At 47.4% G+C, this 24,980-nt stretch carries 32 protein-coding genes; 25 read left to right on the top strand and 7 right to left on the bottom strand.

The annotated features are described in order from the left end of the window. Window positions 1–161: 161 nt before the first annotated feature. Complete coding sequence (locus tag FMS18_RS03800; protein WP_163292424.1) at window positions 162–383, bottom strand: hypothetical protein; 222 nt, start codon at window positions 381–383, stop codon at window positions 162–164. A 469-nt stretch (window positions 384–852) separates the two neighbouring features. Next, window positions 853–1,740 (bottom strand): DMT family transporter, encoded by an 888-nt coding sequence (locus tag FMS18_RS03795; protein WP_163292423.1) that lies wholly within the window; start codon window positions 1,738–1,740, stop codon window positions 853–855. Between the two features lie 125 nt (window positions 1,741–1,865). Between FMS18_RS03795 and FMS18_RS03790 the strand changes: the two genes are divergently transcribed. From FMS18_RS03790 to FMS18_RS03760, 7 genes are read left to right on the top strand one after another with little or no spacing between them, the layout of a single operon-like run. Continuing rightward, window positions 1,866–3,473, top strand: a complete 1,608-nt coding sequence (locus tag FMS18_RS03790; protein ID WP_163292422.1) for an MBL fold metallo-hydrolase RNA specificity domain-containing protein — start codon at window positions 1,866–1,868, stop codon at window positions 3,471–3,473. Window positions 3,474–3,476: 3 nt separating this feature from the next. Beyond that, window positions 3,477–4,037 carry a 16S rRNA (guanine(966)-N(2))-methyltransferase RsmD gene (gene rsmD, locus FMS18_RS03785; RefSeq protein ID WP_163292421.1) on the top strand — a complete coding sequence of 187 codons (561 nt, stop codon included), beginning with the start codon at window positions 3,477–3,479 and terminating at the stop codon, window positions 4,035–4,037. Then, a complete protein-coding gene (coaD, locus tag FMS18_RS03780) occupies window positions 4,025–4,525 on the top strand; it encodes a pantetheine-phosphate adenylyltransferase (protein ID WP_163292420.1) in 501 nt (166 codons plus the stop codon). The genes rsmD and coaD overlap by 13 nt, the downstream gene beginning before the upstream one ends. A 3-nt stretch (window positions 4,526–4,528) precedes the next feature. Beyond that, the gene (gene miaA / locus FMS18_RS03775; protein ID WP_163292419.1) at window positions 4,529–5,446 is read left to right on the top strand and encodes a tRNA (adenosine(37)-N6)-dimethylallyltransferase MiaA; all 918 of its coding nucleotides are present in this window, start codon (window positions 4,529–4,531) and stop codon (window positions 5,444–5,446) included. Between the two features lie 55 nt (window positions 5,447–5,501). Then, window positions 5,502–6,545 (top strand): hypothetical protein, encoded by a 1,044-nt coding sequence (locus FMS18_RS03770; protein ID WP_163292418.1) that lies wholly within the window; start codon window positions 5,502–5,504, stop codon window positions 6,543–6,545. Continuing rightward, window positions 6,511–7,524 carry a hypothetical protein gene (locus FMS18_RS03765; RefSeq protein ID WP_239060935.1) on the top strand — a complete coding sequence of 338 codons (1,014 nt, stop codon included), beginning with the start codon at window positions 6,511–6,513 and terminating at the stop codon, window positions 7,522–7,524. Before FMS18_RS03770 ends, FMS18_RS03765 begins: the two co-directional genes overlap by 35 nt. 10 nt (window positions 7,525–7,534) lie before the next feature. After that, the gene (locus tag FMS18_RS03760) at window positions 7,535–8,107 is read left to right on the top strand and encodes a CDP-alcohol phosphatidyltransferase family protein (protein WP_163292417.1); all 573 of its coding nucleotides are present in this window, start codon (window positions 7,535–7,537) and stop codon (window positions 8,105–8,107) included. Window positions 8,108–8,186: 79 nt separating this feature from the next. Here FMS18_RS03760 and FMS18_RS03755 read toward each other — a convergent pair whose 3' ends face one another. Continuing rightward, window positions 8,187–8,372 carry a twin-arginine translocase TatA/TatE family subunit gene (locus FMS18_RS03755; protein ID WP_163292416.1) on the bottom strand — a complete coding sequence of 62 codons (186 nt, stop codon included), beginning with the start codon at window positions 8,370–8,372 and terminating at the stop codon, window positions 8,187–8,189. 204 nt (window positions 8,373–8,576) lie between these two features. Here FMS18_RS03755 and FMS18_RS03750 point away from each other — a divergent pair, with 204 nt between their 5' ends. The 12 genes from FMS18_RS03750 to infA all read left to right on the top strand — a co-directional run bounded on the left by FMS18_RS03750 (window position 8,577) and on the right by infA (window position 16,305). After that, entirely contained in the window at window positions 8,577–8,936 is a 360-nt protein-coding gene (locus FMS18_RS03750) for a hypothetical protein (protein ID WP_368854147.1), read from the top strand. 26 nt (window positions 8,937–8,962) lie between these two features. Next, entirely contained in the window at window positions 8,963–9,757 is a 795-nt protein-coding gene (locus FMS18_RS03745; protein WP_163292414.1) for a hypothetical protein, read from the top strand. Between the two features lie 11 nt (window positions 9,758–9,768). Beyond that, window positions 9,769–10,479: an HAD family hydrolase gene (locus tag FMS18_RS03740; protein ID WP_163292413.1), complete on the top strand. Its 711-nt coding sequence runs from the start codon at window positions 9,769–9,771 to the stop codon at window positions 10,477–10,479. A gap of 190 nt (window positions 10,480–10,669) precedes the next feature. Continuing rightward, complete coding sequence (locus FMS18_RS03735; protein WP_163292412.1) at window positions 10,670–10,960, top strand: YggT family protein; 291 nt, start codon at window positions 10,670–10,672, stop codon at window positions 10,958–10,960. A 14-nt stretch (window positions 10,961–10,974) separates the two neighbouring features. Continuing rightward, a complete protein-coding gene (locus FMS18_RS03730; RefSeq protein ID WP_163292411.1) occupies window positions 10,975–11,478 on the top strand; it encodes a DivIVA domain-containing protein in 504 nt (167 codons plus the stop codon). Beyond that, the gene (locus FMS18_RS20630) at window positions 11,475–11,795 is read left to right on the top strand and encodes a DUF167 domain-containing protein (protein WP_163292410.1); all 321 of its coding nucleotides are present in this window, start codon (window positions 11,475–11,477) and stop codon (window positions 11,793–11,795) included. Before FMS18_RS03730 ends, FMS18_RS20630 begins: the two co-directional genes overlap by 4 nt. A gap of 30 nt (window positions 11,796–11,825) precedes the next feature. Continuing rightward, the gene (locus FMS18_RS03720) at window positions 11,826–12,044 is read left to right on the top strand and encodes a DUF465 domain-containing protein (protein WP_163292409.1); all 219 of its coding nucleotides are present in this window, start codon (window positions 11,826–11,828) and stop codon (window positions 12,042–12,044) included. 12 nt (window positions 12,045–12,056) lie between these two features. Further along, the gene (gene ilvB / locus FMS18_RS03715; RefSeq protein ID WP_163292408.1) at window positions 12,057–13,751 is read left to right on the top strand and encodes a biosynthetic-type acetolactate synthase large subunit; all 1,695 of its coding nucleotides are present in this window, start codon (window positions 12,057–12,059) and stop codon (window positions 13,749–13,751) included. Between the two features lie 9 nt (window positions 13,752–13,760). Next, window positions 13,761–14,243, top strand: a complete 483-nt coding sequence (gene ilvN, locus FMS18_RS03710) for an acetolactate synthase small subunit (RefSeq protein ID WP_163292407.1) — start codon at window positions 13,761–13,763, stop codon at window positions 14,241–14,243. 126 nt (window positions 14,244–14,369) lie between these two features. Beyond that, window positions 14,370–15,359, top strand: coding sequence for a ketol-acid reductoisomerase (gene ilvC / locus FMS18_RS03705; RefSeq protein ID WP_163292406.1), 990 nt, complete (start codon window positions 14,370–14,372; stop codon window positions 15,357–15,359). Between the two features lie 276 nt (window positions 15,360–15,635). Next, complete coding sequence (locus FMS18_RS03700; RefSeq protein WP_163292405.1) at window positions 15,636–15,902, top strand: RNA-binding protein; 267 nt, start codon at window positions 15,636–15,638, stop codon at window positions 15,900–15,902. A 184-nt stretch (window positions 15,903–16,086) separates the two neighbouring features. After that, window positions 16,087–16,305, top strand: a complete 219-nt coding sequence (infA, locus tag FMS18_RS03695) for a translation initiation factor IF-1 (protein ID WP_027722537.1) — start codon at window positions 16,087–16,089, stop codon at window positions 16,303–16,305. A gap of 137 nt (window positions 16,306–16,442) precedes the next feature. Here the strand turns inward: infA and tsaA are convergent, their stop codons facing one another. Both tsaA and nhaB read right to left on the bottom strand, forming a co-directional pair. Beyond that, window positions 16,443–16,835 carry a tRNA (N6-threonylcarbamoyladenosine(37)-N6)-methyltransferase TrmO gene (gene tsaA / locus FMS18_RS03690; RefSeq protein ID WP_163292404.1) on the bottom strand — a complete coding sequence of 131 codons (393 nt, stop codon included), beginning with the start codon at window positions 16,833–16,835 and terminating at the stop codon, window positions 16,443–16,445. A 141-nt stretch (window positions 16,836–16,976) separates the two neighbouring features. Next, window positions 16,977–18,599 carry a sodium/proton antiporter NhaB gene (nhaB, locus tag FMS18_RS03685; RefSeq protein ID WP_163292403.1) on the bottom strand — a complete coding sequence of 541 codons (1,623 nt, stop codon included), beginning with the start codon at window positions 18,597–18,599 and terminating at the stop codon, window positions 16,977–16,979. A gap of 448 nt (window positions 18,600–19,047) precedes the next feature. On the opposite strand from nhaB, the gene FMS18_RS03680 reads away from it, so the two are divergent. Further along, complete coding sequence (locus tag FMS18_RS03680) at window positions 19,048–19,221, top strand: hypothetical protein (RefSeq protein WP_163292402.1); 174 nt, start codon at window positions 19,048–19,050, stop codon at window positions 19,219–19,221. Between the two features lie 30 nt (window positions 19,222–19,251). Further along, window positions 19,252–20,382, top strand: a complete 1,131-nt coding sequence (locus FMS18_RS03675) for a hypothetical protein (RefSeq protein ID WP_163292401.1) — start codon at window positions 19,252–19,254, stop codon at window positions 20,380–20,382. Window positions 20,383–20,418: 36 nt separating this feature from the next. Here FMS18_RS03675 and FMS18_RS03670 read toward each other — a convergent pair whose 3' ends face one another. Beyond that, on the bottom strand, window positions 20,419–20,715 hold the full coding sequence (locus FMS18_RS03670) for a YciI family protein (RefSeq protein WP_163292400.1): 297 nt from the start codon (window positions 20,713–20,715) through the stop codon (window positions 20,419–20,421). A gap of 145 nt (window positions 20,716–20,860) precedes the next feature. On the opposite strand from FMS18_RS03670, the gene FMS18_RS03665 reads away from it, so the two are divergent. Both FMS18_RS03665 and FMS18_RS03660 read left to right on the top strand, forming a co-directional pair. Beyond that, window positions 20,861–21,190, top strand: coding sequence for an STAS domain-containing protein (locus tag FMS18_RS03665; protein ID WP_163292399.1), 330 nt, complete (start codon window positions 20,861–20,863; stop codon window positions 21,188–21,190). Between the two features lie 96 nt (window positions 21,191–21,286). Continuing rightward, on the top strand, window positions 21,287–21,778 hold the full coding sequence (locus tag FMS18_RS03660; RefSeq protein ID WP_163292398.1) for a YajQ family cyclic di-GMP-binding protein: 492 nt from the start codon (window positions 21,287–21,289) through the stop codon (window positions 21,776–21,778). Between the two features lie 62 nt (window positions 21,779–21,840). Here FMS18_RS03660 and FMS18_RS03655 read toward each other — a convergent pair whose 3' ends face one another. Next, the gene (locus tag FMS18_RS03655; RefSeq protein ID WP_163292397.1) at window positions 21,841–22,311 is read right to left on the bottom strand and encodes a hypothetical protein; all 471 of its coding nucleotides are present in this window, start codon (window positions 22,309–22,311) and stop codon (window positions 21,841–21,843) included. Window positions 22,312–22,847: 536 nt separating this feature from the next. On the opposite strand from FMS18_RS03655, the gene FMS18_RS03650 reads away from it, so the two are divergent. Together FMS18_RS03650 and FMS18_RS03645 are read left to right on the top strand one after the other, a co-directional pair. Next, the gene (locus FMS18_RS03650) at window positions 22,848–23,777 is read left to right on the top strand and encodes a hypothetical protein (RefSeq protein WP_163292396.1); all 930 of its coding nucleotides are present in this window, start codon (window positions 22,848–22,850) and stop codon (window positions 23,775–23,777) included. 29 nt (window positions 23,778–23,806) lie between these two features. Continuing rightward, window positions 23,807–24,913 (top strand): hypothetical protein, encoded by a 1,107-nt coding sequence (locus FMS18_RS03645; RefSeq protein WP_163292395.1) that lies wholly within the window; start codon window positions 23,807–23,809, stop codon window positions 24,911–24,913. Window positions 24,914–24,980 lie beyond the last annotated feature (67 nt).

Here is a 24,980-nt window from a genome sequence, read left to right as displayed (position 1 = left end):
CTGCGTAGTACGGTCCCTGCCACGGAATTTATGAAGAAACATGGGCGCAAAAATGCAAGTTCAATATTTTATGGTTCCTGATTTTTGCGCCGTTCCTTTGTTGTCTGCCGCTTGTGGTTAGAGGTTGGATTGTGCGGCGGTTTAAATGAAGGTGAATAGAATTACTGGGTGATCGATTCAGTTTTGTTTATGGAAGCGAGATCATTGTCATCACAAAGTTTTACCCGGTTGTAGAAAAGATCTTCCGGTCCGGCCTTGCTGAACAGCTCTTGCAGCAGGACGTTCAGGAACATGCTTTTGCTGATCCCTAAGTTCTGGCAGGCTTCTTCGATTTTTTCATTGATTTCATGATTCAGGTACACATCTGAAAGGCGTGTATGCATAATTTCCTCCTTATTATTCAGTGTGGTGTGTTTATTATATTGAGTATTGATTCAGAGTTCCTTCATATACCGTTACTTACAACATAATACGGAAAAATTGTTATGTACAGGGGTTTGCGCGAATTTAACCGTTCTGTCGTTAATTCTTAAACTTGGATTTGTCTGGCAGACTGAATGGATGTGCAGTGTGTGCAAATGTGCATTGCACATATGTGCAAAGATTATGTGCAAATGGATGTGCAGGTTGGATTTGAAAAAAGATTTAAAATGGTAATATGTTGAAAATAAAGGATAAAAAGTTTTGGCACACTAGATGCTAAGTAAAAAAGCAAGACGGGCGAAGAAATTGTTCCCCTGCATTTTCTTCAACAAGTCCCGAATATACATATAGTCTTCATTCCTCATCATCACTCCTTAATACAAAAAGGACCGGGAACCTCCAGCCCGGTCCTTTTGTATTTTTATATAACTAATTTTTCTTACCCAACTGTTGAATAACGTTCCCGCCCACAATAAAGAGCAGCCCCACCAGCGTTGAAGGCAGGATTTCTTCTCCAAGAATAAAATGGATTAATATTAATGACAGGAATGGGGAGAGGAAAATCAGGTTGCTGACCCTTGAAGCTTTTTCAGTCAGTTTGAGGGCGTTCAGCCAGAGTGCGAAAGTTATGCCCATTTCAAAGAATCCTACATAGGCAGCGGATAGGATAGCCGGAATACTCATTGGTGGCGGACCTGAAAATATGAGCATGGCTCCTGCTACCAGCGGAAGACCGAAGCAGAAATTCAGGAATAACCCGATCAGCGGGTCGGATTTACTTTTAGTATTCATGATCCAGTAGAGGGACCAGATTATGGTGCTGAACAGGGCCAGAAAGACCCCGTAACCATTGCTGAATTTTATGTCTAAAAGATTTCCATGGGTGGAAATAACTACCACTCCAAGATAGCTGGTCAGGATTGCCAGCAGTTCGCGTATGGTCATTTTCTGGCCCAGCAGGGGGATCGACAAAAGCGAAAGGGTGATTGCCCAAGTGTAGTTGAGTGGCTGCGCTTCCTGCGCCGGGAGCAGGTCATAGGCTTTAAAGAGTACTATATAATATAAGAACGGATTAAGCAGACCGGGCAGTCCGCATTTAAGCAGTTCTTTTAAGCTCATCTGCCTTATCTGCGCAGTTTTATTTTGTATCTTTAAAATGGCAAAAAGAGCTATGCTGGAAAAAATGACAGCATAGAAGAGTAGTTGCAGCGGGTCCATATAACCGAGGGCTATTTTGAATGCCGAAGCCACAGTGGACCAGATGAGTACGGCTGAAAGGCCGTACAGGTATGCTTTTTTTTGATTGCGCTGCTGCATTTTCTAACTGCTCCGCTGTTGCCTGAATTTGATTATTGGTGCATGTAACAGTGCATTCGAATTATCAAAAAAAGCCTGAGTCGCATAGTCTGAATAGATTTCAGGGAAATGATCTGGGAGGATGAATGAAGATAACTTTTATGGGTGCTGCTAAAACTGTTACCGGCTCCTGCTATATAATTGAGACTGAGAATGTTAGATTCGCCGTTGACTGCGGGCTTCATCAGGGTAACGCGGAAGTTGAAAAACGAAATCGGGGGATAGCTGATTACGATCCCAAGAATCTTGATTTTATCCTGATTACCCATGCTCATATTGATCATACCGGATTGCTTCCGGCCGCAGTTCGGGCCGGATTTGACGGTCCCATATATATGACCATCCCCACCCGTGATCTGCTCGATATCATGCTGTTGGACAGTGCTTACATTCAGGAAATGGAAACTGACTGGGCCAACCGTAAAAGGCTGCGTAAGGGCATGGCACCCATCTCTCCTATTTATAAACAGGAAGATGCCATCAATACCGTTCCGCTCATGCGTACCGTGCAGTATGGTGCCAGTTTTGATCCTGCGGAAGGGGTGACTGTAAATTTTAAGGATGCGGGACACATTCTCGGTTCCGCTTTCATCGAACTCTGGATCAAGGAAGGCGGCGAGACCACCAAAGTGGTATTTTCCGGGGATCTCGGCCACAAGGACCAGCTCATTGTGCGTAATCCCAGCATCATTGAAAAGGCCGACTACCTGCTTATGGAATCCACCTACGGGGACCGTAATCACAAGGATTCCTCCAACAGTCTTGATGAACTTGCTGAAGCCATTGCGTGGAGCTATGAGCGTGGCGGAAAGGTTGTTATCCCGGCCTTTGCGGTGGAACGTTCGCAGCAGCTCATCTATACTTTGCACCTGCTTTATAAAGACGGCAAACTCCCTGCGGACATGCCTGTCTATCTGGATAGTCCCTTAGCTATCAAGGCTACTGAAATTTTTAGGAATCACCCGGAATTTTTCGACCTTGATACCAAAGAATTGATGCATAACGGTGATGATCCGCTTTCCCTGCCGAAATTGAAATTTACTCTGACTACCGAAGAATCACAGGCTATTAACGAGACAGAAGGGCCTGCTATCGTTATCTCTGCAAGTGGTATGGCTAACGCCGGGCGAATCAAGCACCATCTGCGTCACAATATCTGGCGTAAAAATGCCAGTGTGGTATTTGTTGGTTATCAAGGTGTGGGTACTCCGGGGCGGAGATTGGTCAACGGCGCGGACAACATCACAATTTTTGGCGAAAAACTGGCTGTGGAGGCGAAAATCTTCACTATTAACGGTTTTTCCGGTCACGCCGGGCAGGATGAGATGGTTGACTGGCTGAAACACTTTGACAGTCCGGCCATGAAAGTCATATTGACCCACGGCGAGCCTAAAGGACAGAAAGTTCTGGCGGGCCGCATCAAGCAGGAACTCGGTTACAAGGTGCATATTGCCGATTACCGGGAAGAGGTCATGCTTGTGCCCGGTGGCGAGATTAAACCCGTGGTTAAGGGCAAGTCTTCCAGTCCGGGAATTGATTGGGATTTCCTGCTTAATGATTCGGAAAAGCTTTTTACTGAATTCAGGGGCAGGCTGGATAAAGTGCAGTCACAGTCCTTTCTCAGCCAGACCGAGCTGAGGGACAGACTGCTTGAAATTAACCGTCAGGTTATTGAACTTATTTCGGAATTGTAAAATATGAGACTGATAAGCGGCAAATACGGTGGTCGGGTAATCAAGACCGCCAGTGGTCCCGGATACCGTCCGGCTACATCCAAGGTTCGGCAGGCTATTTTTTCCATGCTGGAATCAAGGGGCGTGGACTGGGACGGATTGCGCGTTGCGGATATGTTCGCCGGAAGCGGCAGTCTTGCCATTGAGGCCCTTAGCCGGGGGGCGGAGTTCGCTTTTTTTGTGGAGAAAAATGGGCGCGCCGCTGCCTTGATCAGTACCAATTTAAAGGAGCTGGGAGCTTCTCCCAAAGAGTATAAGGTTTTTAAAACCGACTTGTTCAAAGTACTCGGGAAAGCCCCGGATAAACCGTACGATCTTATTTTCATCGACCCACCATACGGATATGACCTGCTGCCCAAGGCCCTTGATGCGGCTCTTGAAAACGGCTGGCTTTCCGAGGACGGGTTTGTACTGGCGGAAGTGGAGGACAAGGTTGAGCCTCCCGAGTCGGAACACGTGGACCGTCTCGATCTGTTGGTAAACAAACTCTATGGTCAGACAAGGATATTATTATGGCAGAAGTAAAGCCAGTTACAGCAGTATTCCCCGGAACTTTCGATCCTTTCACCCGTGGCCATTTCTCTTTGGTCATGCGCGGAATTAAGACATTTCATAAAGTAATTGTTGCTGTGGCAGGCAGCACATCCAAGAATTGTAAGTTCTCCCTTGAAGAACGGGTGGATATGGCTGAACGTATTTTTGCGCATCATCCGCAGGTGGAAGTTGATTCTTTTGACGGGTTGTTGGTTCATTATGTTGAACAAAGCCCGGCTAACGTAATCATGCGTGGATTGCGCGCTGTTTCAGATTTTGAATATGAATTCCAGATGGCACTTATGAACCGCCGTCTTGATAATGATATCCAGACGATCTTTTTAATGACCGACTATAAGTGGATGTACCTCAGTTCTTCCATTATCAAAGATGTGGCTGTGAACGGTGGTGATATTAAAGGTCTGGTGCCGCGTCAGATTTATGATGAAGTAATTGAAAGGCTCGTTCCCGGAAAATAGACAATGGAAAAGCTCAGACCCGTAGTATGCATCCTCGGTCCTACTGGAGCCGGGAAGACCGCCACTTCACTTGGCATGGCCCGGAAATTTCCGGTGCGGGTGATTAATTTTGATTCCCGGCAGGTCTACACTGATTTCCCGGTGATTACCGCTCAGCCCAGCCCGGAAGAAAGGGCGGTATGTCCGCACGAGCTGTATGGCTTTCTGCCCACCACCGAGACCATTCATGCTGCCGGATTTGTCGATCTTGCCAAGGAACGCATTGATGTTGCCGCTGTTGATGAGTTGCCGGTGCTTGTCGGCGGAACGGGTATGTATCTGCAAAGTCTGACTTCCGGTCTTGCCCCGATTCCTGATATCCCGGATGAGATTCGGGAACGCATTCGTAAGCGGGCAGAAGAAGAGGGCGGCCCGGCACTCTATGCCGAGCTTGAGAAGGTTGACCCGGAATATTGCAAGCGCACCCATCCTAACAATCGCCAGCGCAATGCCCGTGCTCTTGAGGTATACGAGGCCACAGGCAAGCCTTTTAGCTGGTGGCATAATCGCGAAGTTCCGCCTTCTCCGTATAATTTTTTGAAGATCGGCATCAAGGTCGATCTTGAGGAGTTGACTCCGCTGCTTAAGTTTCGCATTGAAAAGATGCTGGAGGCCGGAGCAGTGGATGAAGCACGCAGGGCGTGGGAAAGGTGCCCGGATGAAAATGCGCCCGGCTGGACCGGCATCGGCTGTATTGAGCTTATGCGTTTTATTAAGGGTGAGATCGATATGGATGAAACTGTCCGGCTCTGGGCAAAGAATACCCGCGCCTATGCCAAACGGCAGCTCACATGGTTTAAGCGGGAGCAGGATATCCACTGGTTCGCGCCCGACGAGCATGACAAGGCTGTTGAATATGTCGCGCAGTGGCTTGCGGATTGAGTCCGGGAAGGGTAAGTAATCCCAGAACAGATAATTACGCTAAAACGGAATACATATGAAAAAATATATACTTTTCAATTTACTTGTTCTGCTGGTTACGGTTTCTTTTGCGTCCGCGCAGACAGCAGATAATGGTAACGGCTTCGGCGGGTTGGTTGAAAAATCCGATGGAACCATAGTTAATTGGGGTGATGGATTTATTTCCGCAGCTTCAGAAATCAAGCTCATGCCGGACAGCATTGACCCGGTGCGCAGTAAGGCTCTTGCTGTAAGACAGGGCGGGGTTGAATCCCGCAAGGGATTGCTGGATGAGGTCCTTTCGCTGCCGCTGGACAGCCGTCGTAAAGTTTCTTCCATTATTAAAAATGATCTTAAGGCCTTGAATTCCCTGCGCGGATACGTGCAGAATTCATTGCTTGATACCGCTGTGGACGTAAACGGGACTGTGGTAGTTACTTCTTCCCTGAATTTGCGTAACGGTCTTTCTTCCATCATTATTCCGCCGACACTTTCCTTTCAGACCGGAATTCCGCCGACCATTTCCGGTGAGCGCGGCGAGGCCGGAGCTGAGTTACAAGCCCTTGAAAGCGAGGAAAACGGCTATATTGATAGCACAGTATACAGCGGTGTGATTATCGATGCCAGAGGACTCAACTGCAAGCCTGTGTTGCTTCCCCTTATTTATGATGGCAGGGGAGTTGGCGTGTACGGTCCTTTCGCGGTCAGCAGAGAATCAGTTCTTAAACGCGGACTTGTGACCTACATGGTTGATGATAAATCCGAGAACCTGCGTTCGCGGGTTGGAAATTTCCCTTTGACCATTAAAGCCCTCAATACTCATGGTCCTTCCCGGAGTAATTTTGTGCTTTCCCTTGATGATGCAGCCAAGGTCAGGGCCGTTCTTAAGCGCAAAATTGTAAGCGAGAATTGTGCTGTGGTCATTCTTGTGGATGATCCTCATGCGGGCGTTAAAGCTGGTGACGTTGATGAATCTACTGATACGGAACAGCCGCATGAATCTCCGGCGACAGCAGGGGAAAGTGATATTCAGGAAGATTCTTTGGATGGAAATCCCGCAGTTCAGAATCAACAGCGATAAATTTACCGGAGCGATAAAGTTGAATTTTTCAGATAAGATAAAGCCGTTTGTTTTAGCCGCCTGCGTTGTTGTGCTGCTATTTTCCGCCCTGCCTGCCTATGCGGTGAAGGTGCAGATCTTCAAACCTGTTGATCCTGAAAAGGAAGTGCCGCAGCGCACCTTGCGTCAGGAAGCGGTTACTGAAGCTTTTGCGCAGGCTCTGTTCGCCGAGGCTTCACGTATGCTTCCCGGAACCATGTCCGCTGAAAGGACTGAGGCTGTGAAAAAGGCTTTCGGTAAATATTATGAAGAGTACATCAACGGCTACAAGGACATGAACGTCAAGCTGGCTGAAGATGGTGTTTCCGTTTCCATCAATGTCAGTGTGAATCGTAAGAGTCTTCGCTCGGCTATGAAAAAGATGGGACTGTTTTCAGCTGCTGAAGTTCCTGCGCAAATTAATGTTTCCAATGAAAAGTATACTCTCAATGAAGATCGTCAATTAAAGCAGAATGAGCAAATCAACGAGTTGATCGCTCTTTACGGGCTGAGCAACGCTACTATAGCTGATACCAACGGTACTGCGGCGGTGCTGTCTGTTCGACATGCTTCCAAAAAACGCTGGTCCGGTGATCTGCAATCTTCCCGTGGAAAGTGGTTTGCTTCAGGTAGCAGCATGGAACGGGTCTGGCGTGAACTCTGGGGAAAATATTTCGGTTCCGAGAATATTGAAGCCCTCATGAATCCCAAGGCCGTGCTGGTTGTCAGCGGCTGGTTCAATCCCGATGGGGTTCGCGAATTCGGGCGTAAACTCAAATCATGGGATTCCGCAGTACAGGAAGTGAACCTGCTTGATGTTGAAATGAAGCCTACTGCTGTTTCAGCAAGCTGGTCCCTTGAAGTCTCGGACCAGTGGGTGCTTCGTGGCTACCTCAATGATTACCTGCCTCCCCGCGGGCTGAACTTCAGCCTGGAGGGACTTGAGGAGGCTAAAGAATAAAGGAAGGACCGTGCCGAGCCGGAGAATCTGGACCATACCCAATCTCATAACCATCTTCAGGATATTGCTGACTCCGGGATTTGTGATTGCATATCTCGACAGCAATTTCCTTGCGGCATGGCTGTTGTTCATGGTTGCCGGGATTTCAGATGGTCTGGACGGTTTTCTGGCCCGGGTAATGAAACAGCGCACTGAGTTCGGGGCCATGATTGATCCCCTTGCTGATAAAATCCTGCTGGTAACTTCCTTTATCTGTCTTTCTGCACAGGGAGTAGTTCCTGTCTGGCTGACTGTCCTTGCCGTTTCCCGTGATCTGATTATTGTCGGCGGTCTGTTTCTGCTTAAATTTTATGGAGTGGAAGTGGAGAAGAGGATTGATCCCCTTTGGACCAGTAAGATTACTACTGCGCTGCAACTGCTGGTTATCTTTTCCGTACTTTCCGGGCTGGCCTTCAGGCTGGATGTGAGCTTTATGCGTCCGTGGCTGGAGATTGTTACCGCTGTCTTCACTTTTATTTCCGGTGCCATTTATCTCAGGCGGGGGCTGCTCATGTTTGCAGACGAAGTGGAGAAAGGGGCATAATAAAACCCCGGATCGCAAAGCAAACCGGGGATCTTGCAGGTATGTACCTACAAAAAATCAAGCAAGTTTTTGAAGAAGTCTATGCTTCTTTATCTTTGTCCTTTGACGGTGTTACATCAATTTCATCAGATTCGCTGCTTGCCTTTTTAAAATTCTGAATTGCGCGGCCCAGTCCACTTCCTACTTCAGGAAGTTTTTTAGCTCCGAAAATCAGGATGATGATACCCAAAATTAAAAGAATCTCTGTTATACCTAAACCGAACATTTTAATCCTCCAATGCTAGATAGTAATGAACTTTTACACGGGCCTTGCTCTTAGGTCAAGAATGTCTTCTTATCTCGGAACGACACGGAAAATTTATATTTTTGATCTTTACAAAATAGCGATGCGTACATAATTCTTCCTTTGAATGTTTAACAGTTTCAGGCCGCTGGCCGGGGTTTCCCGGAGGTAAATTGTTTGGCTAAAGTGACTAGAATGCCGGGGCACATGTGCCGGTTATATAAGAATGGAAGGTGTCTCTTTGAGGAGAATCTTAATCCCGGATATAATCGGCAGTACCGCTGCAAGGTCATGATTGATCTGGAAGGTGAGTACGATAAGCTTTTGTTGCAGGCTGAAAATTTCAATCTTGATGCAAAGGCTTTCGGCGATCTCTGGGAACAAAGAATAGAAGAACACTTGAAATCCACAGTGGTGTGTCGCAAGATGTTTCCGTGCGAGGAAGAGGACGGTGGTTTTTGTGCAGCGATACATGACCGAGTCTGCCTGTTCGAATTGCCGGAATGTGATGGCGTGTGCAGCCGTTTCAAGCCGCGTAAGGAATAGAAATTTAGATAAAAAGGAGTCCTGCTGTGTTGATATATTTTCCGCAAATGCATGAGCAACTGATCGAGGAAAAGGTTGAGGGTGCTTTGGTTTTTGATCCGGGCATCGACCGGGAAGCGGCAGGCGAAGTTCCTGCTTACCGTCCGGAAAACCTGCCTGTAGAACCCGTGACCTGCAAGCGTATGGTTGATGATTTTATCAGCTACGGTGAAAGTCTTGGTGATATGTTCAAGTTTATCGCCAACCCTCAGTCCAATGACAAAGATCAGTTCGGAGAGCGGACTTCAGCTATTCATACTGAGCTCGCAGCTCGTATTGCCCCTGACGTAGAAGATAAAAGTGATGAAGAGGCACGGATTCAGAATCAGGTCGTGCTGGCACTTTGTTATGCTTACGAAGAAAAGCACCTTGAGCTTGGATCTCTTGAAAAGAATTTGAATGACAAGTGGGCCGGGTTCGGGGAGAGCCTCGGTCTGGATGTTGATAGCGAGGATGATCGCAAAGCCATGGCTCTTGGCGGTTTGATGGCTAATCTGCCCGGTATGGGCGGTGGTGATTTGCAGTTGCCGTGGAAGAAAGTTCTTGAAGGATTTGCCCTGCTGCTGCCGGAAAATTCCGTGCTGGTCACCGATGATGTCGATGCTGTTTCTCTTTGGCGGGACCGTGATATAGAATTTTATGAAAAAGAAGGATTGCTAGCGGATAAGGCTCTGGTGCTTCGCGAAAAGGCGTGGAAGCTGCTGGATCTTTCCGGACTGCCCGAAGACAGGCCGTGGCTTGACCGGCAGTTTACCGTTGTCCTTAATGCAAACGATAAGTAGAGAGAAATTATATGGAATCCATACATATCAGCCCGGTAACACCTCCCGAGGTGGTTAAGGAAATCAAAGGTGTAATTTTTGATTGCGACGGGGTCTTGATCAATTCCTTTGAATCCAATAAGTGGTACTACAACAAGTTCAAAGAAAAATTTGATCTTGATCCCATGACCGCTGATGAAGAGAAATTTGTCCATGCCCACACCCATGCGGAATCATTAAAACAAATCTTGCCCAAAGAGATTCATGAACAGGCTTTTGAGTTCTGTTCCGATCCGTTGCTGAAAGAAGGCATCAACTACATTCAGGTTGAAGATGGATTATCTCGTTTGCTCGAATGGCTGAGAACCCACAATATTCGTATGGGTATCAATACCAACCGTACCGATACTCTGCCGTTGGTTCTGCAAAAATTTGATATTGAGGGCTTTTTTTCGCCCATGGTCACTTCGACCACATTACCCAACAGTAAGCCGCACCCTGAAGGCGTTCACTACATTCTCGATAAATGGAATATGAAACCTGAAGAGGTTGTCTATATCGGTGATACCTGGGTGGATGAAAGCTGCGCCGAGCGTGCAGGAGTTGAGTTCTGGGCCTATCGCAGCCCGACACTCAATGCCCGTTTTCATGTGGATAGTTACTGGACTCTTTGTAACCTGCTGGAAAAGGCCCGGAATGATGTTTGGGCCGGTTGCGGTTGCGGTCAGCAAAAGTTTATTTAAATCAGTACGAAAGGGCAGGGGGAAATCTTCAGGGCTTGATTTTCCTGCTTTCTCCTGCAACCAGCGTTCTTATATTTAATAGAATTCAGGTAAATTTGGAAAAACAGTTGATTCTTGAATCCTGCTGTGCCAATTTATAGTCAAGATCGGAAGCCACCGCTTCTGATCCAGCCCGTTAGGAGTATGTTAAATGGATTACGTGATTCTTGCCGTGGCGAAGGTCCTTTCGCTTGTTCTTAATCTCTATATGTGGGTGGTTATCATTTCCGCCCTGATTACTTGGGTCAATCCTGATCCTTACAATCCCATTGTCAAATTTCTGCGCAGCGTAACAGAGCCTGTTTTCGCCAAAGTGCGCCAGTATCTTCCCTTTGTAAATATCGGTGGATTTGATCTTTCACCCATTGTCGTTCTTTTGGCTATCCAGATGATCGACATAGCTCTGGTGGGCAATCTCACCAGACTCGCTTATGGTATGTAATGCCGGAGGTGGGCATGAGTCTTTCAAAAATCGACTTGCTTAATAAAAAGTTCTCTAAATCCCTGTTCGGGTACTCCAAGAGCGAAGTGGACCAGCTGATGGTTGAACTTGCGGATGTTCTGGGTACCGCTGCTGATGAAAAAAAGCAGCTTCAGAAAATGGTTTCCCGGAGAGAGAATACCATCATCGAGTTTCGTCAGCGTGAAGAAACCCTGCGCGATACCCTGATGACCACCCAGAAGATGGTGGACGATCTCAAAGCCACTGCAAGAAAAGAGGCCGAGCTAATCATCAACGAAGCCCATTCAAGGGCGGAGGTGATTTTGCAGCAGGCCCACAACAGGCTGGCTCAGATCCATGAGGATATTAATGAGTTGAAACGGCAAAGAACCCGTTTTGAAGTTGAGCTGAAGGCTCTGCTTGAATCTCATCTCAAAACTTTGGAGATCGGTGATCCCGAAGTCGAGAAGGTTGAAGCCATCGAATCCAAACTTAAATTCTTCAAAAAAGCCAAGTGAACGAAGTTATTACTGAACTCCCCTCTTACATCAGACCCTGCGGACATGGTTCGTGGAGGGTCTCCGTATGGGTGCAGCCCGGTGCCAGGAATGAGGGTGTTACCGGGGAGTATCAGGACAGTGTGCGCGTGCGTATAAACGCGCCCGCTGTGGATAACAAAGCCAACAAGGCTCTTGCCCTATTTGTCGCGACCCGTTTGGGTCTAAAAAAGAGAAATATTTCCATTGCATCAGGACATACCAACCGTAAAAAGGTTTTACTGGTGGAGTCCGATGTTGAACCGCGCTGGGAAGGGATAATCCCTGCCCGCGCCTGAGTTGCAAACCGTTGCAAAAAGGAGTTTCAAATGGAACAGAGAGACATTGATCAGATCGAGCAGCTAGTGGGCCAGGACAGCGAAATTAACGCTCTATGGAATCAGCACAACGAATACAAGAAACTCATCGATAAAATGGAAGCCAAGAGCTACCTGAGTGAAACTGAGACTCAGGAAGTTAAAGAATTGAAAAAGAAAAAACTCGCTGGAAAGACAAAGCTGCAAGCTTTGCTCGACAAGCATAAATAAGGGAGGGTAGCCATGGAGCTCACCGGAGCTCAGATATTTCTTGAATGTCTGAAAAAGGAGGGTGTGGACGTCGTATTCGGATTCCCAGGTGGAGCCGTTATTGATATTTACGACGAATTGCCCAATTATCCGTTTAAGCACATACTTGTAAGGCACGAACAGGGTGCAATCCATGCTGCGGACGGCTATGCACGCGCCACCGGCGATGTAGGAGTCTGCCTCGTGACATCAGGTCCCGGAGCGACCAACACTGTTACCGGCATAGCAACGGCGTACATGGATTCAATCCCGGTGGTTATTTTCACCGGGCAGGTTCCCACTCCGCTGATCGGAAACGATGCGTTTCAGGAAGTGGATATCGTAGGAATCACCCGTCCCTGCACGAAGCATAATTACTTGGTAAAGGACATCAAAGACCTTGCCTACACTGTCCGACAGGCCTTTTATCTGGCCCGCACCGGACGTCCCGGCCCGGTTCTGGTTGACCTGCCTAAAGATATTATGCAGCAGAAATTTGAGTTCGAATGGCCTGAGGATGTGTCGCTACGGAGCTATAACCCGAATCTGACACCGCATGCGCGGCAGATTAAAAAAGTCGCGAAATTGATCGAAGGCGCAGAAAGGCCCTTGATTTATGCCGGCGGAGGGGTTATCAGCTCTGGAGCTGAGGATGAATTGACATGGCTCGCCAAGAGCCTGAACATTCCGGTGACCGCTACCCTTATGGGGCTGGGCGCCTTTCCCGGAGATGATCCCCTTTGGCTGGGGATGCTGGGAATGCACGGCACCTACGCCGCAAACATGGCAATAAATAACGCGGACCTCGTCCTGGCAATCGGGGCGAGGTTCGATGACCGTGTTACCGGTAAGGTCAGCACATTTGCCCCTAAAGCCACTCTTGTTCACATCGATATTGACCCCACTTCAATTCAGAAGAACGTAGCCGTACACGTGCCTCTGGTCGCTGACTGTAAAAGCGCACTGTCTGCATTAAAGAGTGAAATGGAACCGAATCTTGATTCCATTGACTGGGAAGTTGCCCACGCCGTATGGGTCAGACAGGTTCAGGAATGGTCCGAAACTCATCCTCTGCGTTATAAAAAGAGCGATACCGATTACATCAAGCCTCAGCGTGTCGTGGAGAAAGTCTACGAAATAAGCAAAGGCGAAGCTATTGTCGCTACTGAAGTGGGCCAGAACCAGATGTGGGCCGCACAGTTCTATAAGTTTAAACGCTCCAAATCATTCCTTTCATCAGGTGGTCTCGGAACCATGGGCTTCGGTTTTCCCGCAGCTATCGGTGCTCAGATGGCCTTCCCGGACAAGCTTGTGGTGAATATTGCCGGTGACGGTTCTATTCAGATGAATATTCAGGAAATGATGACGGCTGTCTGCAACAACCTTCCCGTAAAAATTGTTATCTTGAATAACGGCTATCTCGGAATGGTCCGCCAGTGGCAGGAGCTTTTTTACAATTGCAACTACAGTGAAACCTGTATGGATGCCCAGCCGGACTTCGTAAAACTTGCCGAAGCATACGGAGCCGCCGGTTACAGGGTTACTGAAGAAAAAGACCTCGAACCGATGCTCAAGGAAGCTTTTTCCAACGGAAAGCCCACCATCATCGATGTCCGTGTAGATCCGCAGGAGAACGTGTATCCCATGGTTCCCGCCGGTGCTTCATTAACCGAAATGCTGCTCGTTTAGGAGGAAGTAATGAGACATACTTTATCCGTGACAGTTGAAAACGAGCCCGGGGTTCTTTCCAGAGTTGCAGGACTGTTCAGCGGGCGAGGATTCAACATTGAATCACTCAACGTTGCTCCCACCCTTGAGGAGGGAGTTTCCCATATGACCATCACAACCATAGGCGACGAGCATATTGTGGAGCAGATTGTAAAGCAGCTCCGCAAGCTGGTCACTGTTATCAAGGTCGTGGATCTTATCGAGCATAGCTCGGTGGAACGGGAGATGGTACTGATCAAGGTTAATGCCGAAGACGCCAAGCGTGCTGAAATTCTACGTATTGTAGATATCTTTCGCTGCAAGGTTGTTGATGTCAGCGTGGACGAACTGTCCATTGAAGTCACTGGCGATCATGGCAAAATTGAAGCTTTGATCAATCTTCTGGGTCGGTTCGGTATTAAGGAAGTCGCCCGCACAGGCACCGTAGCCATGAAGCGTGCTCTGCAAGTTTAGGTAAAAAAAATTTCATCAACATTTCGGCACAGGAGTGCCCTCCGGCTGGCTTTTTTCAAGGCGAGCTGCCGGGAAACTATTCGCGAGTTTCGTGTCTGAATTAAAGAGAAAAATCAGGAGAAAGCAATGAAAGTTTATTATGAAAATGACGCTGATCTGGGTCTGCTCAAAGACAAGACAGTTGCCATCATCGGTTACGGTAGCCAGGGCCATGCCCATGCACAGAACCTTCGTGATTCCGGTGTTAAAGTTGTCGTTGGTCAGCGTCCCGGCGGCGCAAACTACGAGCTTGCCAAAGAACACGGTTTCGAACCTGTCAGTGCTGCTGAAGCTTCAGCGCAGGCCGATCTTATCATGATCCTTCTGCCCGACCAGGTTCAGGCTGAAGTCTACAAGAACGACATCGCACCCAACCTTAAGCCCGGCAACGTTCTTGCTTTCGGTCACGGTTTTAATATTCATTTCGAACAGATCGCCGCTCCTGCGGACGTTGACGTTATCATGGCCGCTCCCAAGGGACCCGGTCATCTCGTACGCCGCACCTACACTGAAGGCGGAGCTGTTCCCGCAATCATCGCTGTTGATCAGGATGCTTCCGGTAAAGCTTTTGACATCGCTCTTGCTTACGCAAAAGGTATCGGCGCGACCCGTTCCGGCGTATTGCAGACCACTTTCCGCGAAGAAACCGAAACCGACCTTTTTGGTGAGCAGGCAGTTCTCTGCGGCGGTCTCTCCGAGCTGATTAAAGCCGGTTTTGAAACCCTCGTTGAAGCTGGCTACAAGCCTGAAATCGCTTACTTTGAGTGCCTGCATGAGTGCAAACTGATCATCGACCTCATTTATGAAGGTGGTCTTGCCAAGATGCGTGATTCCATCTCTGATACTGCTGAGTACGGTGACCTTACTCGTGGTCCCCGTGTTATCAACGAGGAAAGCCGCAAGGAAATGAAAAAAATCCTCAAGGAAATCCAGCAGGGTGAGTTCGCTAGAGAATTCATCGCTGAGAATATGACCGGCAAGGCTCACTTCAGTGCAATGCGCCGCATCGGCAAAGAGCACCAGATTGAGCAGGTTGGTGGTGAGCTCCGCAAAATGATGAGCTGGCTCAAGAAATAGCAGCTTTATCCATATTGGAACTTAATGGCCCGTGCAAAAAAGGATATTTCTTTAACCTTTTTTGCACGGGCCTATTGCTCTTTTATCCTTGCCGGGTTATGGGGCTAATAGGTTACCGGATTTCAGCCGAATATCGTAGATTGTCTTTAAGGTATTTAGTTGATTGCTAGTATCTCAGCGGGGTTCTGAGTGCAGCGTTTGTCGTAACGAATTTTTGTTCGCGGGCGGCTAGTCTGGTTTGTTTTAAGTTTTAACGCTTTTATGGAGTTTTGAGAAATGTCGAAAAACATTTACGTGGGTAATCTGCCTTGGAGTGCTTCTGAGGAAGATGTTAGGTCAGCTTTTGAAGAATTTGGTGAAGTGGTTTCTGTTAAACTCATCAATGATCGTGAAACAGGCCGTCCCCGCGGATTCGGTTTTGTTGAAATGGAAGACAATGGTGCAATCAAAGCTATCGAAAGCCTTGATGGTACTGACTTCGGTGGCCGTAACTTGAAAGTTAATGAAGCCCGTCCGAGAGAAGAGCGTCCTAGACGCTGGTAATTTGTAGCAATTTGGTATAAAGCCCCTTTGGGCGGGTGAAAACAGCTGGTTTTCACCAAAGCCATTTTGTACCTAAAGACAGTCTTGATATTCCCTTTATCCGGGAAAATCGAAAATTAAGCCCGCTGTCGCAGTTGCGTATGCGGGCTTTTTTTATGAACATACAATAGTAAGAGGAAAGATTTTGGCTAAAGAAGAAGGAATTGCAGTTAATGGCACCGTGGAAGAAGCTCTCCCTAACGCAATGTTTCGCGTAGAGCTTGAAAACGGTCATGAGGTTTTGGCTCACATCTCCGGCAAGATGCGTAAATTCCGCATCAGGGTTATGCCCGGTGACAAGGTTACTGTAGAGCTTTCCCCTTATGATCTTACTCGCGGCAGAATTACTTACCGTCCCCGGTAGTAACTACCCGAGATTTCACGATACCTGTATCGATGGAATACCCCATGCGGGGTCGGTCTTTCTGTAGCCGGCCCCGTGGGATGGTGGGTGGCTATGAATTTATGGCCGCCAAGCTGGTGGTATTTTCTTCGATTTGTTTAGCGCTGGGCATTTTTTATGTCCACTAGCGGTGTTCCGTCTATGGCTTCCATAGGGCGGACTTTTATTTTGCAGCCGTCAATGGCGGTGATGGTCACCGGGTGCAGGCCGATGGGATTTGGTCTGTCCGGGGAACGGGTGGAAAAGACCCCTCGTTTCGGGCGTGATTCATCGCCGCGCGGGTGAACTTTCTGATAGCTCCGATCTGCTTTGTGGAACCAGGTGAAGAGCAATATGTCTGCTCCTTCTTTCAGTCCGTCCAGTGATTCCCTGTATTTTTCTCTAATTTCCACTGTAGCTTCTACGCCGCCTTCGCTGCCTTGCTTGGGGGCATTATCCCTATCCTTGATAGTTGAGTGGATGTGGCCGATTATTTTTAATTCTGTATTCATGGGCAATCTTGTGGTTGTTAAATGTTGATCGTGTCTATGTTTTAGTTTTTTTATTTTTTCATGTCCAGAGAGGGATAAAAGAAAAGCGGGTAACCTGATCTTCAGGTTACCCGCTTTTTTGATTCTATCTATGTGTATGGCTTACAGGAACCAGTCTACAGCCAGCAGTCCGGTGATGGACATGGTGATGGTGTAGGGCAGTGCCAGCAGAACCATTCTGCCGTATGAAAGCCTGATGACCGGGGCGACTGCGCTGGTCAGCAGGAATAGGAATGCGGCCTGACCGTTGGGAGTTGCAACGGAAGGAATGTTGGTTCCGGTGTTGATAGCTACGGCAAGCTTGTCAAACTGGTGCATGGCGGCTTGAACCTGAGCACCTGCTGCCTGCGGCAGTGTGGCGATAACGTCTGCGCGCACTGCGTGGGGGTCGGTCAGTTTGGCCATGAGCTCCTGACCGGTCATGCCGATACCGGGGATGGCATTGAGTACCTGTACAAAATGCATCTTGGTTTCGGAGATGTAGACGGTTGCTACGAATACGTTATCGGAGATGGCGGAGAGCACCCCGTTTGCCACGTAATAGGCCATGAGCTGGGCCTGACCCTGCATGCTGAGTACGTATGAGATAATCGGCTTGAAGAGCTCCTGAGAGTGGATAACGGCAACGACAGCGAAGAATACCACCAGCAGAGCGGTGAAAGGCAGGGCCTCTTCAAATGCGGGGCCGATGCGGCTTTCTTCGATAACGCCGGTGAAGGCGGTCAGCAGTACGATGATAGAAAGACCGACAATACCTACGGCGGCCAGGTGGAATGCCAGCGCGAGAATCAGCCAGACGCCGATGAGGGCTTGAATTATCAGCTTAACCTTACCCGCCTGACCCTGCTTTTCTTCCTGACGCATGGCTTCCTCAAAAAGGAAGGAGCGAATGTTGCCGGGGAGGGTGAATCCATATCCGCAAATTTTAAACTGTTCAGTCAGAAGGCAGGTCAGCATGCCGATTACAAAAACAGGCATGGTTACAGGGGCTACGTTGATGGCAAAAGGAATAAAGTGCCAACCCATTTCGCTGCCGATGAGCAGGTTCTGGGGCTCACCGACGAGGGTGCATACGCCGCCTAGAGCAGTACCGACAGCACCGTGCATCATCAGGTTGCGCAGGAAGCCGCGGAATTCTTTGAGTTCTTCGCGGTTCTTCTCTTTGAGGTGCAGGTCGGAATCAAGGCTGTGGGAGCCTTTATCCGCGCCGCTTGAAACATACTTATGGTAAACGCTGTAAAATCCCAATGCCACGGCCATGATAACAGCGGTGACTGTCAGTGCATCAAGGAATGCGGATAGAAACGCTCCTGCAAAGCAGAAAAGCAGGGAGATCAGTTTCTTGGAGCGTACGTTGACCAGAATACGGGTGAAGGTGAATTGCAGGAAGTCCTTCATGAAGTAAATACCGGCAACCATGAAGATCAGCAGCAGAATAACTTCAAAGTTATGATGTGCTTCGTGGTAAATGGTTTCAGGGGTGGTCAGCCCGATAAGTACGGCTTCCATGGCCAGCAGTCCGCCTGCCGGTAGGGGGTAACACTTCAGTGCCATAGTCAGTGTAAAGATGAATTCTGCAATGAGAACCCATCCGGCAATGAAAGGCCCGGCGGTCACCATAATCACCGGATTGATGATCAGGAAGGCCAGAATAGTCAGTTTGTACCACATCGGGGCATGGCCCAGAAAGGTATTCACAAAAGTCTTTGCCAATGATTGTGTCATAGCTTCTCTCCATTCGCTTAGATCTGTAAAACAATGAATACTGAAGTATTATCCCGGCATATCCCGTATCTGTGGTGTGGTTAGTATGGCTTGCGGGAAATGCGTAAAGCGTGAAGCCGGGGTGGGGCACTGCCGAAGGGCCGAGTTTTGGCGATGGTCCAGGCGGTGTCGTAGGGTTCAGTATGTAGAGGTGAACATAATTCCACTATCCTTCGGCGGGTTATATATGCCTCTGTTGAACAGATGTCCAGTTATGAAGTGTTAAATTATAGTATTATATGATTTTCAGTTTATAATCGGGAAAAAATTCACATTCAGGTGAAATGATAGGCTTTGTTTCATTAATTGTACTCTGTATTGAGAATGTAAGTTTTGTATTTAATGCATAGCACTTGCTTTTGTAAGATGTTATTGTTGAGGCTCCAATCATTCTACGCGGGGAGGTTGTATGGATTTTGAAAGTCTGGTGAGTTTGATAGTTATTATTGCAGCTGTTTTACTTGTATTGAAATTGAAAAAGAAGAATCGGGGTAGCGGGCATCGTGATCGGCATAATGATGATGACGATTATTATGAGAGCAATGATAGCGGCGGAAATGATGATTCCGGTGGAGACGATTGATTTTTTGCGAATAGTTAGAGGTGGTTTCAAGTGAGAGTCCTTTTTTTTGTGCTTGGCTTGTTATTGTGTTTCGTGACTTCTGCTCCGGCTTCCTCTCTAGAGGCTGTTTGGGGTGAAGTTCATCCCTTGCTTTCTGATGCCGTATCTGAGCTTGATTTGCGGTCCAGCGTTCCCGATTCATCATGGAACCCTCTTGAAGCGGACAAGGATAGTGTTGACGGAAAAATTAATGATTTACTGGATGAATGTATTGAAGTGCTAGGTATTTCAGGCATGTCGGAAAGCAAGGATGCTATCCGCAAATTGCAAAAGGATTCCAGATATTGCCGTGAGCGGGTTTCAGAGCTTAAGACCGCACGTCTTGCCGCGCCTAAGAAGGTGAAGAAGTGGGAAGTATGGAAAAAAGATGCAGATTCCATTGATGCGGAAATTAAGGAACTTGAAATCCGTGAAGAGGAAAATGATAAGCGTATTGAAGGTCTCGTTGATCAGTTGCTCAGCGAGATGCAGTCTGTCGGCATGAAGGTAGACCGGGAACAGGTGGAAACGCTTGTTCACAGTGTTACCGGGGATGATGATGTACGGCTTGTTTCCGTGTTCAACAATGTGAAACTCATCACTACTGAATTACAGCGGCTGACTGACGAAGCTAATGAAAATATTGAAATGGCCAAGCGGTATTACGGTATGCACGCATTATTGCTGCGTATCCTGCTTAATCTTTATGGTAATTATGAACATAAGATTGACGATGTTTATCTGGTGCGTATCGCTGAAATTATACGTAAGCAGGAGGAGCTGATTCAGCGGACTATCGAAAAAATAAATAGTGAGCCGGCCAAGTACCGGGGGATTTACAAAACAAATCTGGCAGCGCAGGGACTGACTGTGCGGACTGCCGGAATGTATGCTGATTACCTGCGCAAGAATAGGCAGCGCATTGTGAACGCTAAATCCGGTATCTCACATGAGTATGAGGTTGCCCTGAATACTTATGAAACCGTTCAGGGGGCACATAGTCTGATAGCGTTGATGCGGGATGCCAACGCCATGCTGGATCGTATTTCAGAATTGCAGACACCTGAGTTAGTAGTATTTCAGAATGTTGAAATGAAGACTGAGTTCAGGAAACTGACGAACAGGTTGAATTCTTTTGATTAATTACGCTGTGAGAACTGGATAAAAATGTATAAGTCTTTATTCTAGTTCATCTTTCAAGATTTCATAGCCGTCTGCCATCATTGTGGGGATGAACTGGATTATTTCGTATTCTGCCACTCCTTCCCGTTTGAAGGGATCTTCGTTTATGGCTTTTTCAAGTTTTTCCAGGGTAATATTTTTTGTGAGGATTACTCCGCCGGTGCGCGGCACTTTGCGTCCGGAAGCGATGAAAATTCCTTGGTCATAATGCTTTTCAAGGAATTTGATATGCTCATCCAGTAGGGCGTCAATCTCTTCCAGCGGCTTAATATAGCGTAAATTGAGTATATACATATCTGTTGCCCTCTATTGGTTGGGGTGTTACTAATTATACTTGTAATTGTTTTGATGCTTATTGCAACATTTGGATTGATAATGTTTTTGTCAGGATGTTGCAATGGGGAACGGGGTAACTTTGTAAGTTGTTTGGGAGCAGGAAATGATTTTGTCTCAGGAAAAGGTCGGGGACTTTGTCATTTTGCGTGTTGATGAAAATAGGGTTGATGCAACTAATTCTTCTGCGTTGCAGGAGCTAGTTTCTTCGCTGGTAGCTGAGGGGGAGCGAAAGTTTGTGTTGGACCTGTCATCTGTTGTTTTTATGGATTCCTGCGGTCTTGCCGGATTGATTCCAGCTACACACGAACTTCCCGGTGACGGGTGTTTTCTACTTACCGGACTGCATCCCAAGGTGGAGCAGATTTTCAGGCTTACCAAGCTGGATACCATTTTCGATATATACCCTTCCGTTGATGAAGCCCTGATGTCTTGATCCGCATGGCCGTGCGGGACTTGACTATGTCTTTTCGATTGTTAAATTACAGGGCGACTTTAAACAGCCATTAAAATTTTATATGGAGGATATACAATGCCGTCTTTTGATATTGTGAGCCAGATCGATGCACAGGAAATTGATAACGCCGTTAACAACGTACTCAAGGAAGTTGATACCCGCTACGATTTTCGCGGAGTGAATACTGAGATAAGTCTTAACAAGAAGACAAATACCATCAGCCTTGTTACCGGTGATGAAATGAAGATTAAGGCCGTGAAGGACATGATGATCACCCATTTTACCAGACGCAAAGTTGATCCCAGATCTCTTGAGTTCGGTAAGTTCGAGCCTACTTCCAACGGGCAGCTCAAACAGGAAATCAAGCTTAAGGAAGGTATCGATAAAGATACAGCCAAGAAGATCGTGAAGATGATCAAAGGCGCAAAGATGAAAGTACAGGCAGCTATTCAGGACGATCAGGTTCGCGTAACCGGTAAAAAACTTGATGATTTGCAGGCCGTAATTTCTCTGGTTAAAGATTCTGATCTCGATATGCCGTTTCAGTTTGTGAATATGAAAAAGTAAAAAATAAATTCTTACGAAAAAGTATAATAAAAACCGCCCTGAGATATGTCTCAGGGCGGTTTTTATTTGTTCTTTTTGCAGTGTTCCTCATAGCTGGTCACTGTTTCCATGATTTCGCGACAGGTGTGTTCTCCCTGTCTGCGAACCAGTTCCGGTGCTGCGCTGCTGGCGATCAGCCTGTCCAGCTCTACCTTTTCAGGGTAGTCATCAAGACACTCTTCTTCCACTGTCAATTTGTCTGGGGTAACTTCCGACTGTTCCTGGATTCTGAATCCTACAGAGCTGCACAGGTGGTTCAGGGCAGCTATTACCAATTCCTTTTCACCTTCTTTTTCAAGTTTGCTGAAAAGAAGGTGCAGTCTGTCCAGTGGATTGCGCTGGTGGTCTTCATGCTGAGGGGATGAGCAGTAGCGGTTGATCTGGCTCTGTCCTCTTGAAAAAATCTTTTGCATGCAGGTTGGTCCAAGTATTTCGCGGGAGCATTGCATCATTTCCCAAGTCTTGGTAGCTGTATTTGTCTTTTTGGATTTCATACGAAAAGCCTTTATTTTAGATGGTTAGCTTGCGTTGTCAGTGTCAATTTGCGGAATTGGAGAATGCGTGGGGTGAACGGGCTTCTTTTTCCCCTCGCTTTTACCATGCAATGATTTCATTATAAAAACCGTGGATAAATATTGTTTTCCTGTGGTATACATAAAACTAGGTGTTTTTCAATATGGATACCCGGAAACAATTGATTCGACTGGAGGGTAGCATGAAGAGTGATAAGTATAACTTCTGGGAATGTTTCTATTTTTTTAAAGAGGTTTGACTGAGGTCGGAGTTTGCTGTATTATTTCGGGATTATCTTATAAATAAGTGCGCAGGTGTATGGGATTCGAATGGAAAGATTAAATTATGTTGCATAAGTTGTGTAATATAATATAGTTAGTAATTATATAAGTGAAATTGAGTTGATTCAATTTTTTCCTCCATAATCAGGGAAGGATTGAGGATTATTGTACTGAAACTGCCCGGACATCGGGAATCGGGCAAAATGGTGTAACCATACTTTTTTAAGGAGAGTGACATGAGGAAACCGATACTGCTTCTCATCGCCATAGTCTGCTTTTTTGTCGCGCCGTCCATGGCGTTTGCTACTGACCTGCCAAGGGTTATGATTGTCGGGGAAGATGCCGACCCTGATACTGTCCCCCGCAATTCAAGAGTATTTAAACGGGTTCTTAATGCGATTTCCAATGAGATGGTCAATCTCGGCTTTGATGTGAAAGATGAAACCGCGCTGACTCACACAACTCATGCTCAGGGTCGGACCAGACGCAATGATGCTGAGCTTATCCAGATCGCCAAGGATGCCGGTATTGATGTGCTTTGTATTTTCAGCATTTATCCTAATGCCAAGGCCAATCAGAATAGCGTAAGGGTTACCGCACGTATCGAAGGCCGCCTCCTTTCCGTATGGGACGGCTCCAGAATGGGTAATTTTGAATCCGAACCCCAGCAGTACCAGCTTGTTCCCAGACCTTACAGCCGCAATGATGTTCTTGAGGCAGTAGGTAAACTTTCTAAAATTATCGGTTCCGACGTTGGCGCAGTGCTTGCGGATCGTCTTGACCAGTACCATCCTGAAGGTGGTGGTTCCGATTCCGGCGGCGGTTCCGGCGGCAGCTCCGGTATCGGATCCAGCGGCCGTCTTCTCGAATGGACTCTTATTTTTGACGGTTTCAGTGATGACGACATGCTCGACGTTGAAGATTACATCACTATCTTCACCGGTTACGACAGCCACAGACCTAAGTCTAATGCTCTGAATACTTCTTCCCACCATGAAATGTGGTACAAGACCTCCATTGATTCCTCTCACCTGAAGCGTAATATGGTTCGCATGCTCAGAAAGCTGAACATGAAGGGACGTGTCTACATTTCGGGCAACGAAGTGAAGATTGTTAAGCAGCACCGCGTTAAGCAGCGCAGAAAGCAGAGCAACAGCGATTGGTAGGCTCTCTGCCATAAAAAAATGAGGTCTGTATGTCCTTAGCTAAACTGTACTCTCAGGTGGTTGCCATTTCGCTTGCAATATTGCTGGCTGCTTCCACGGCGTTTGCCGTGGAAGCTACCGGCGAGGGAATTGACCGCCATCAGGCACTTAATTCCGCTTTGCGTACTGCGGTTGAAATGCAGATCGGCACAGCCGTAGCTTCTGATTCCCTTGTGGAGTCCGGAGTGTTGGTTCGTGACGAGATTGCCAGCCATTCAAAAGGGTATATCTCATCTTATAAGGTGCTTAGGGAAGGAGCCACTGCTGATGGATACAGCATCACTATTGATGCCGTGGTCGACAGCAAGCTCATGTATTCCGATTACACCACCCTTGCCATCCTGCAAAAAATGTCCGGCCTGCCGAGGCTGCTCATTTTCGGTTCAGGGGCCGGATTTAATTCCGTTCCTCCGCAATCCATGAAAGAGCTTGTACATGCTGTTTCGCGTACTTTCGGGAATAAATTTCAGTTCGAGGTGATCGACTGGCCCATGTCCCGCGCAAAGTTCAGTGAAATTGAAGGTTCCATGAACCTCAAAAAGGCTAACAAGTTTAACAGGCTGCTTCAGGCGGATTATGTTGTCACTGTGGAGCTTGAGCTTCCAAGGGACGCTAATCCGGTCATGCATCTGACCTGCGTTAGAATCTCCGACGGTCTCAAAATCGGTGAGGTGCGCAGGCCTATTGAAAAGTACGTGAGCCTTTCCGGTAAACCTGCTGAAGTCTACAGCCGGGCTGTGGAAGCTGCCGAGCCGGAAGCGTACTGGGCCTCAGTACGGATTGCCCGGGAATTGCTTGAGCGTATGGAGTCCGAACTGGATCGCGGTAAGGGTTTTCGCTACACCTTGACTTTCCTTGGCTTTCCCGAATTATCCCATGTGGGCACCGCCCTTGAGGATGTGCCTGGTTTTGTGCGTAAGGAAGTTAAGCGTCAGAACGGTTTGAATATGGAAGTGGTTTACTGGTCCACTTTGCGTTCTGAGAACCTGCTTAAGCGGGTTTCCACTGCACTTAAAAATGTAGGCGTGGAAAAGTTTCAGAGCAAAATGGATGGCAGGAATCTTAAATTCCGTTGGCAGAATCCTGAAGGATTCTAAATGTAAATAAACGGGCGGGGGGTGAATTATAAAATTTTTCCCCTCGCCTGCATAAAATGTTGATGTA

This window comes from Desulfovibrio sp. JC022, assembly GCF_010470665.1.
In the GTDB taxonomy this organism is placed as follows: Bacteria; Desulfobacterota; Desulfovibrionia; order Desulfovibrionales; family Desulfovibrionaceae; genus Maridesulfovibrio.
Note: the sequence above shows the minus strand (reverse complement) of the source record. Positions and strands in the feature narration are given on the sequence as shown.